5 protein-coding genes and 1 tRNA gene are annotated in these 7,983 nt (G+C 41.1%); 5 read left to right on the top strand and 1 reads right to left on the bottom strand.

Annotation, left to right across the window (positions count from 1 at the left end):
• Positions 1–1,584 (top strand): family 20 glycosylhydrolase (locus tag AC5FX4_RS18290; RefSeq protein ID WP_493607743.1); only part of this gene is annotated, 1,584 nt, incomplete at its 5' end.
• A gap of 230 nt (positions 1,585–1,814) precedes the next feature.
• Entirely contained in the window at positions 1,815–3,116 is a 1,302-nt protein-coding gene (gene nagP / locus AC5FX4_RS18285) for an N-acetylglucosamine MFS transporter NagP (RefSeq protein ID WP_493607742.1), read from the top strand.
• 194 nt (positions 3,117–3,310) lie between these two features.
• Here the strand turns inward: nagP and AC5FX4_RS18280 are convergent.
• Positions 3,311–3,386, bottom strand: a tRNA-His gene (locus tag AC5FX4_RS18280).
• A gap of 182 nt (positions 3,387–3,568) precedes the next feature.
• On the opposite strand from AC5FX4_RS18280, the gene AC5FX4_RS18275 reads away from it, so the two are divergent.
• The 3 genes from AC5FX4_RS18275 (at position 3,569) to AC5FX4_RS18265 (ending at position 7,982) form a co-directional block, all read left to right on the top strand.
• Positions 3,569–4,384 carry a mechanosensitive ion channel family protein gene (locus AC5FX4_RS18275; RefSeq protein ID WP_493607741.1) on the top strand — a complete coding sequence of 272 codons (816 nt, stop codon included), beginning with the start codon at positions 3,569–3,571 and terminating at the stop codon, positions 4,382–4,384.
• 21 nt (positions 4,385–4,405) lie between these two features.
• Entirely contained in the window at positions 4,406–5,197 is a 792-nt protein-coding gene (locus AC5FX4_RS18270) for a DUF481 domain-containing protein (protein WP_493607740.1), read from the top strand.
• A gap of 106 nt (positions 5,198–5,303) precedes the next feature.
• Positions 5,304–7,982, top strand: a complete 2,679-nt coding sequence (locus AC5FX4_RS18265; protein ID WP_493607739.1) for a polysaccharide biosynthesis/export family protein — start codon at positions 5,304–5,306, stop codon at positions 7,980–7,982.
• The last annotated feature ends 1 nt before the right edge of the window (position 7,983 follow it).

The following is a 7,983-nucleotide window of genomic DNA, read 5'->3' as shown; positions in this document are numbered from 1 at the left end:
AGCCCTCGCTTTGGTTGGCGTGGTATGCACTATGACAATGCTCGAAACTTTCATGGCAAAGACGCGATGTTTAAACTCGTAGAGCAAATGGCTCGTTACAAAATGAATGTGCTGCATTGGCACTTTTCGGATGACGAAGGGTGGCGATTAGACATTCCAGGATTACCGGAACTGGCACACATAGGTGGAAATCGTTGTTTTGACTTAACCGAGCAATCTTGTCTGTTAACACAACTCGGTACAGGGCCGTTTAAATCGGGATCTGGCAATGGCTTTTTAACGCGAGACGAGTTTATTGAATTATTAAAATTTGCCACTGCACGACATATCAAGATAATTCCTGAAATTGAAAGTCCTGGTCACGCGCGTGCTTCAATCAAATCAATGGAAGCGAGATACAACAAACTGGTTGCTGAGGATAAAAAAGAGCAAGCGAAAGCTTATTTACTGAGTGAGCCGGGTGATACTTCGCAGTATATGACGGTGCAAAACTACACCGACAACTCCATCAACGTTTGCCTAGAGTCAAGTTATGCTTTCATTGAGAAAGTGACGTATGAATTACAAAGTATGTATCGTGAGGCGGGTACACGATTAACTAATCTTCACTTTGGTGGTGATGAGGTTGGAAATGGCTCTTGGAGTGGCTCTAAAGCATGTCAGGCACTATTTGCGGACGCGGGTAACGGCGTGGCTGGTGTGGCCGATCTAAAACCATATTTTACTAAACGCGTTGCGGATATTTTGCATAAACGCGGTATTACCCCAGGTGCTTGGGAAGACGGTTTAATGTATGACAGAGTGAACCCTTTTAACCGTCAAGCTTTTGCAAATAAAACCTTTACTGCAAATGTATGGGATAACATTTGGGAATGGGGCGTTGCGGATAGAGCTTACCGTTTAGCGAATGAAGGCTATCAAGTTGTGCTATCTCATGGCACACATTTGTATTTTGATCACCCGTATGAAGCACACCCGCAAGAGCGAGGTTATTATTGGGCAACTCGCTACATTGATACTAAAAAAGCGTTTAGCTACATGCCTGATGATGTGTATGGCAATGCGGATTTTACGCGAAACCGCGAACCCATTGAGAACTTAGAAGCTTTAGTTGGGCGAGAGCTACCAAAGTTGGAAAAACCTGAAAATATTTTGGGTATGCAAGGGCAGGTATGGAGTGAAACAATTCGTACCGAAGGGCAAGTACTTGCAATGATTTTTCCGCGTATTATTTCTGTCGCTGAAAGAGCTTGGCATAAAGCTGATTGGGAAAGGTCTGGCATAAAAACGAAAGATTTTACCAAGGATTGGCAAGACTTTGCGGCCGCAGTGTCGCTTAAAGAACTCGGGAAATTACAAAAATCGGGTGTTAATGCAAACCTGCCTGTGCCAGGTGCGAAGGTGACTGATGGTAAGTTATATGCCAATAGCGCTTTTCCATACTTAGCTATCGAGTACAGCACGGATGGTGGAAGTAGCTGGCAATCTTATAGCTCACCAGTTGAAGTATCCGGCAATGAGAAAATACAGCTCAGAACACGTTTAGGTAACGAAAATACGAGTCGTATCACAGAGTTAAACTAGTTATAGTTTTACTTACTCACATAATGTAGCTAGAACTCAAACTAACAGTTTCTTTTTTAGTTACATTTGTGTTTAAAAACTAACTAGTAAAATGTAATATTTTAACGTAAAGTTAAATGTCAGCGCTGTCATTTTTTGGTTTTTGGCTTGTGAATGTTCACCACCCAATTAAATCTTTTAATGTACAGCCCTAAAAATAATGATATTAACTAGCAACAAGAAGAAACTTTATGGAAGCAATCGTGGATATTGAAAGTAAAGACAGGCAGAGTATTTGGTTGCCAATGGTACTTGCCGGTTCAATGTTTTTCATTTTGGGTTGTATTACGTGGTTAAATGGTGCGATCACACCATTTTTGCAACAAATGCTTGAACTAACCCCATTACAAGCCTCTTTTATCATCTCATCATTTTACATCGCGGTAACTGTTGCTGGTATTCCCTCTGCAATGCTGATTAAGCGAGTGGGTTATAAAAATGGGATGGCAATTGGCTGCGTTATTATGGCAGGGTCTGCTTTAATGTATATTCCCGCAGCAAAGATGCAAATGATAGAGATTTTCTTATTTGCACAACTTATGATTGGTGTGGGGCAAACCGTATTACAAACAGCTGTTAACCCTTACGTAGTAAAAATGGGGCCTGAAAAATCTGCAGCGGTTCGTGTGTGCATCATGGGGTTACTCAATAAATCAGCTGGTGTGATTGTGCCTATTATTTTTGCTGCGGTCGTTGTGAGCGGATTAGTAGAAGGTGGCGCGCAGCTAACTCAAGAGCAAAAAGATATCATGGCAAATAGCCTAATTGCACCATACATGGGAATTGCAGGACTAATTTTTATGTTTGCACTTTTTGCCAAATTTTCACCGCTACCTGACTTGGTGTTTCATGAAGAAAGCAGATCTGGCAAAGGTGAATTAAAAGAAACATTATCTCATCCTCATTTAGTACTTGGTGTTATAGGTATTGCGTTATATGTTGCTGTTGAGGTTATTGCCGCTGATACCATTGGTTCATATGCGCTGCAGCTGGGAATTGCAGACTATTCAGTCATGACTTCGTACACTATGGCGTGTATGTTGATAGGCTATGCAATTGGTATTGCACTTATCCCTCGTTTCATGTCACAACAAAGTGCCTTGATGATGTCTGGAATTGCAGGTATTGTAACTGTATTAGCCGTCGTGATGGGTAGTAATGATTCGTTTGCTATTGCAAATCTGTTACTCGTCCCATTTGGTGGACCTCAGCTACCTGATCCGTTATTGTGCATTGCGCTGTTAGGTTTTGCTAATGCCATGGTATGGCCTGCAATTTGGCCTTTAGCCTTAGATGGGCTAGGCAGATTAACGGGTACCGCATCAGGCTTACTGATAATGGGTATTGCAGGTGGTGCTTTGGGACCTCTGCTAATTGGTATCGGTAATGCTGTAGGCTTAGGTGCACAAGGTGCATATAGTTTAATGATCCCCAGCTACTTGTTTATTCTATTTTATGCCCTTAAAGGTCATAAGATGAGAAGCTGGAAGTAAAGAATTTCTATCTATACGTAGAAATAATCCCGTGTGTGATGCCACCGAAAGGTGGCATTTTTTTATCTACGAAAAAGTAAAAAGCACAGTGAATCTGGCTTTATAAAAACAACTTGGAAAGAGAGTTTTCCGTATTTTTAAAAAATAGAAATTGATATAAAAAGACACTAGATACTTCTAGCTTGAGAAAAGAGTGGGGCGACTGATGGGACTTGAACCCACGACAACCGGAATCACAATCCAGGGCTCTACCAACTGAGCTACAGCCGCCGCAATAACAACACCTCGTTGGTGTGTGGCGCGCATAATACATAAATATCTGGCACTTGCAAAGTAAAATTTCAATTTTTTGTCAAAAAAGCGCTGAAATAAAAAAATCCTACCATACAGGCAATATTCATATAATCTATGTATGATCCGCGACAAATTAAGAATTGAGCCTAGGAGGCCTAATGGATAATGCGTTAAATTGGTTAAATGACAACTCAGACATGTTGATGCACTTTGCGATTCAAGCAGCCATTGCATTAGTTATCTTATTGATTGGCTTGAAGGTAGGTAAAGCTTTTGAAAAGCTAACGGTTAAAGCGTTTGAAAAGCGCAAAATAGATAAGGCTGTAGGTGGCTTTGTTGCCAACATCGTTTATGCCGCTGTATTTGCAGCCACAATTCTGATGGCACTCTCACAAGTTGGAGTTGAAACAACCTCATTCATTGCGATTTTAGGTGCGGCTGGCTTGGCGATTGGCTTGGCGCTTCAGGGCTCTTTGTCTAACTTTGCATCAGGTGTGTTGATTATTATCTTGCGTCCATTCAAGGCGGGAGATTATATCGAAGCGGGCGGAAAGGCCGGAAGCGTGCAAAAAATAGAGATCTTCTCAACAGAATTAAAGACGCCAGATAACAAGGTCATCATTATGCCAAACTCGGCCATTATGTCAGGTGCCATTGTTAATTTCTCTCGAGAGAAAACCCGTCGTATAGACCTCGTGATTGGTGTGGGTTACGACGCGGACTTGCGACAAGCTAAACAAGTCCTAAAGTCGGTGCTTGATAAAGACGAACGTATTTTGAAAGACCCTGCTTATAACGTTGCGGTGTTAGAATTGGCTGATTCAAGTGTTAATTTTGTAGTTCGCCCTTGGGTCAAAACTTCCGATTATTGGCCGGTTTATTTTGAATTGGTTGAAAATATAAAAATCTCTCTTGATGACGCTGGTATTACCATTCCATTCCCGCAAATGGATGTTCATCTTCACAAAGACTAATTATTGAAAGGCTGTTGAGTAATGAAATTTAAACTTTTGTCACTATGCGTAATGGCAGGTATTGTAAGCACTGCACACGCAAGTAATGCGGATGCTAAAACCAAGAAAACCTGGGATGTGAGCAGTGAAGTGGGGGCGATTATCACTAGTGGTAACACCAAAACAACCACGTTGAAAGGTGGGTTAAAAGCAAAGCACAACTTAGAAAATTGGCATAATGAATATAAGTTGAACGCCATCTATAAAGAAGATGAAATTGAGAACGATGCGGGTGAGCGTGTTACTGAGCGTACCAATGAAAAGTACTCTATTTCTACACAGGGCAACTACAAGTTAGAAGAAGACCATAGCCATTTATTCATTTATGGTTCATATGTTTCTGATTATTTTGGTGCCTATAGAAATGAAACTGTCATATCTGTTGGTTACGGTTTAAGACTACTAAACAGTGAAGACATGTATCTGAATGCTGAAGTGGGTCCGGGTATCAAACGTTTCGAGCATCAAAATTCAAGTTCAGCTCTGGATGAAAACGGTAAACCGCTAGCAGGTACATCTGAGAATGAAGTTATTGGTGTCGCTAAACTAGACTTTAATTGGCAAATATCTGAAAACGCGAGATTTACCCAATTACTTGCAATGGAATACGGTGATAGCAATACAAAAACCACATCTGAATCGGCTTTGATGACCAAAATTAATGGTTCGCTTCAGATGAAAGTCGCTTACAACGTGATACATAACTCAGATGTTGCAGCTGAAAAGGACAACACAGATACTGAAACGTCACTGACTTTAGTCTATAGCTTTTAAGCTTTAACATTTTTAAACATAAATGGGGCTTAGTGTCCCATTTTTTTTGGGTCAGAAATACTGTATCATTCGTCGGTCTAGTCGCGTATTCAATAAGGGTATATTCGTGAAGTTCAGTAAATTAGCTGTCTTTTCTCTGTTGTTGTCAGTTTTTCTTTTCAGCGTAGGTCATGTTGCTCAAGCGGCATCTCCGAGTCCTAAGCAAATCGAGCAGTTTAAAAAGTTGCCTAAGGCACAGCAGGAAGCACTTGCTCAAAAATATGGGTTTGAAGCAGACAAACTAGGCAAAGAGGATCCAAAACAAGACGAAAAGGAAGAATCTGAAGCGACTATTCAAGTGCGTGCAAAAAAGCAAATTGAAGATGAAGAGTTTGAAGACCGATTTAAACCTAAAGGGCTAGAGTTAAAACCATTTGGTTATGAGCTTTTTGAGGGTGAACCGACCACATTTATACCAACCGAGTTGGCGGCAATTCCAGATACCTATCTAGTAGGAGTGGGAGACAACGTTAAAATTAATTTGTACGGAAAAACAAGTGAAGAATATGAGGTGCTAATAGATAGAGAGGGGCGACTAGCAATCCCTAATCTTGCGCCAGTGCACGTTGTCGGTTTGTCGTTTAAAGAATTAAAAGTACTTCTTAAAAATAAAATTGAAGATGAAATGATTGGTGTCAGCGCCTTTATTAGTATGGGCGAGCTAAACGCCATGCGTATCATGGTGGTGGGCGAAGCTTATAAACCAGGTAGCTACACGGTTTCACCACTTGCAACGGTGACACATGCCTTATTTGTTGCAGGCGGTGTAAGTGAATTAGGTTCACTGCGTAACGTGCAAGTAAAGCGAGCAGGCAAGTTAGTCACAACATTTGATTTGTATGATTTATTGCTTGAAGGTGATAGCTCGAATGATGTTGTATTAAAGCCCGGTGATGTTGTATTTGTGCCACCGGCAACTAAAAAAATCACCATTCAGGGCGAAGTAAATCGCCAAGCTATTTTTGAGTTAAAAGAAAGTGACAATTTAAACACCGTTTTAGCAATGTCAGGTGGTCTAAAAGCCAATGCAAATAAATCGCGAGTCTCTGTATCTCGTTACAACGGTAATGGTAAGCGTATCACTTTAAATTACGATTTTTCGAATGATGGTAACTACCAGCCAATCAATGGAGATGAGGTAACGGTTTATACTGCGTCATCTCGTTTACAAGATACCATCACCTTAGTCGGTGCTGCGACAAGTCCTGGACATTATCAATGGAAGCCAGGCAAAACACTACGCGATGTTTTCACAAGCCCTAGAGAAGATTTACTGCCTATTGCTGATTTTAACTATGGTTTGATTGTTAGAGAAACGAACTTGGAAGGCGATATAGAGATCTTGCAATTCTCTATTCAAGATATGATTAAAGATGACACGGCAAATGTAGAGCTGCAGTCAAATGACACAATTGTTGTATTCAGTCGCTATGAGTTAAAAGAAGAAGAAGAGCAACTACTGTCAAAGCTAGCGCATAGAGAAGAGCAATTGGCTATGCGCGAAAATGTGAAGCTTTGGGAAGAATACGAACGCAATGAATTTCTAAAATATATCGGTGTAAAAGAAGACGAACGCTTTAATTTCGAAGAGGAAGAAGAAGAGTTTATTAGCAGTATTGCTGCACTTTTTGAGCAGCCAGAAGAAATTGAAGAAGAAGACTACGCAGTATTCAGCCGTAAAAATCTACTTGCGCCAATCGTGGCCAAACTGCAACAGCAAGCGAGTGTGTCTGCTCCTATTCAAGTGTTTGCGGTCAATGGTGAAGTCAGGTTCCCGAATTTATATCCGCTACCTAAAAATGCGACTTTTAAAGATGCTGTGAATGCTGGAGGTGGGTTTTTGGAGTCTGCTTTCTTAGAAAAAGCGGAGCTAACCCGAGCTAATTACTCAAATGGCAGTAAATTTGAAAATGTTGAATTCAATGCTTTGCAAGAACTTGAAAAGCAAAGCTTTACTATTACTAGTAAAGATACCGTAAATGTTTTCCCTAAACCCAACTGGCAAGAACGTTTAGAAGTGAAACTAGTAGGTGAAGTGAAATTCCCAGGTACGTACACAATTAACCGGGGTGATACTTTGGAGAGTATTTTAGAGCGTGCAGGTGGGTTGAGTGAGTTCGCTCACAAAGAGGCTGCTATATTCACGCGCGAGTCGATTAAACGTAAAGAACAGTCTCAGATCCAAAGGCTAACTCAGGTGTTGCGTCGTGATATTGTGACGAGTACGTTCCAGCAAAGCTCATCAAGTAATACGTCTAATAACATGCAGTATGAAGACATGGATCAAATACTTCGTGATTTATCCAAAGTGAAAGCACTAGGCCGTCTGGTCATTGATCTGGATAAAACGTCAACGCAACAATTACAACTAGAAACGGGTGATGCGTTATATATCCCTTCAAGGCAAGATTCTGTTAGCGTAATTGGTGAAGTAAACCTAGCGTCTACGCATTTGTATGATCCTGCAAAAGATGTGGATGAATACATTCGTGCCAGTGGTGGCCTAAAACAAAAGGCAGATGAACAACGCATCTATATCATTAAAGCGAATGGATCAGTGGTGTTACCAGGGGGCGCGGCTTCTTGGTTTGCGGTTAATAACAGAGCAGGTCAGCTCGAGCCTGGCGACACTATCGTTGTACCTTTAGATATCGAATATGTAAACAGTGTAGAGCTTTGGACATCGGCCACGACGATCGTTGCTCAACTCGCCCTCGCTGCAGCTTCACTTTCGAAGTTAGACTAGA

Source organism: Pseudoalteromonas sp. ATL1 (genome assembly GCF_058933015.1).
Note: the sequence above shows the minus strand (reverse complement) of the source record. Positions and strands in the feature narration are given on the sequence as shown.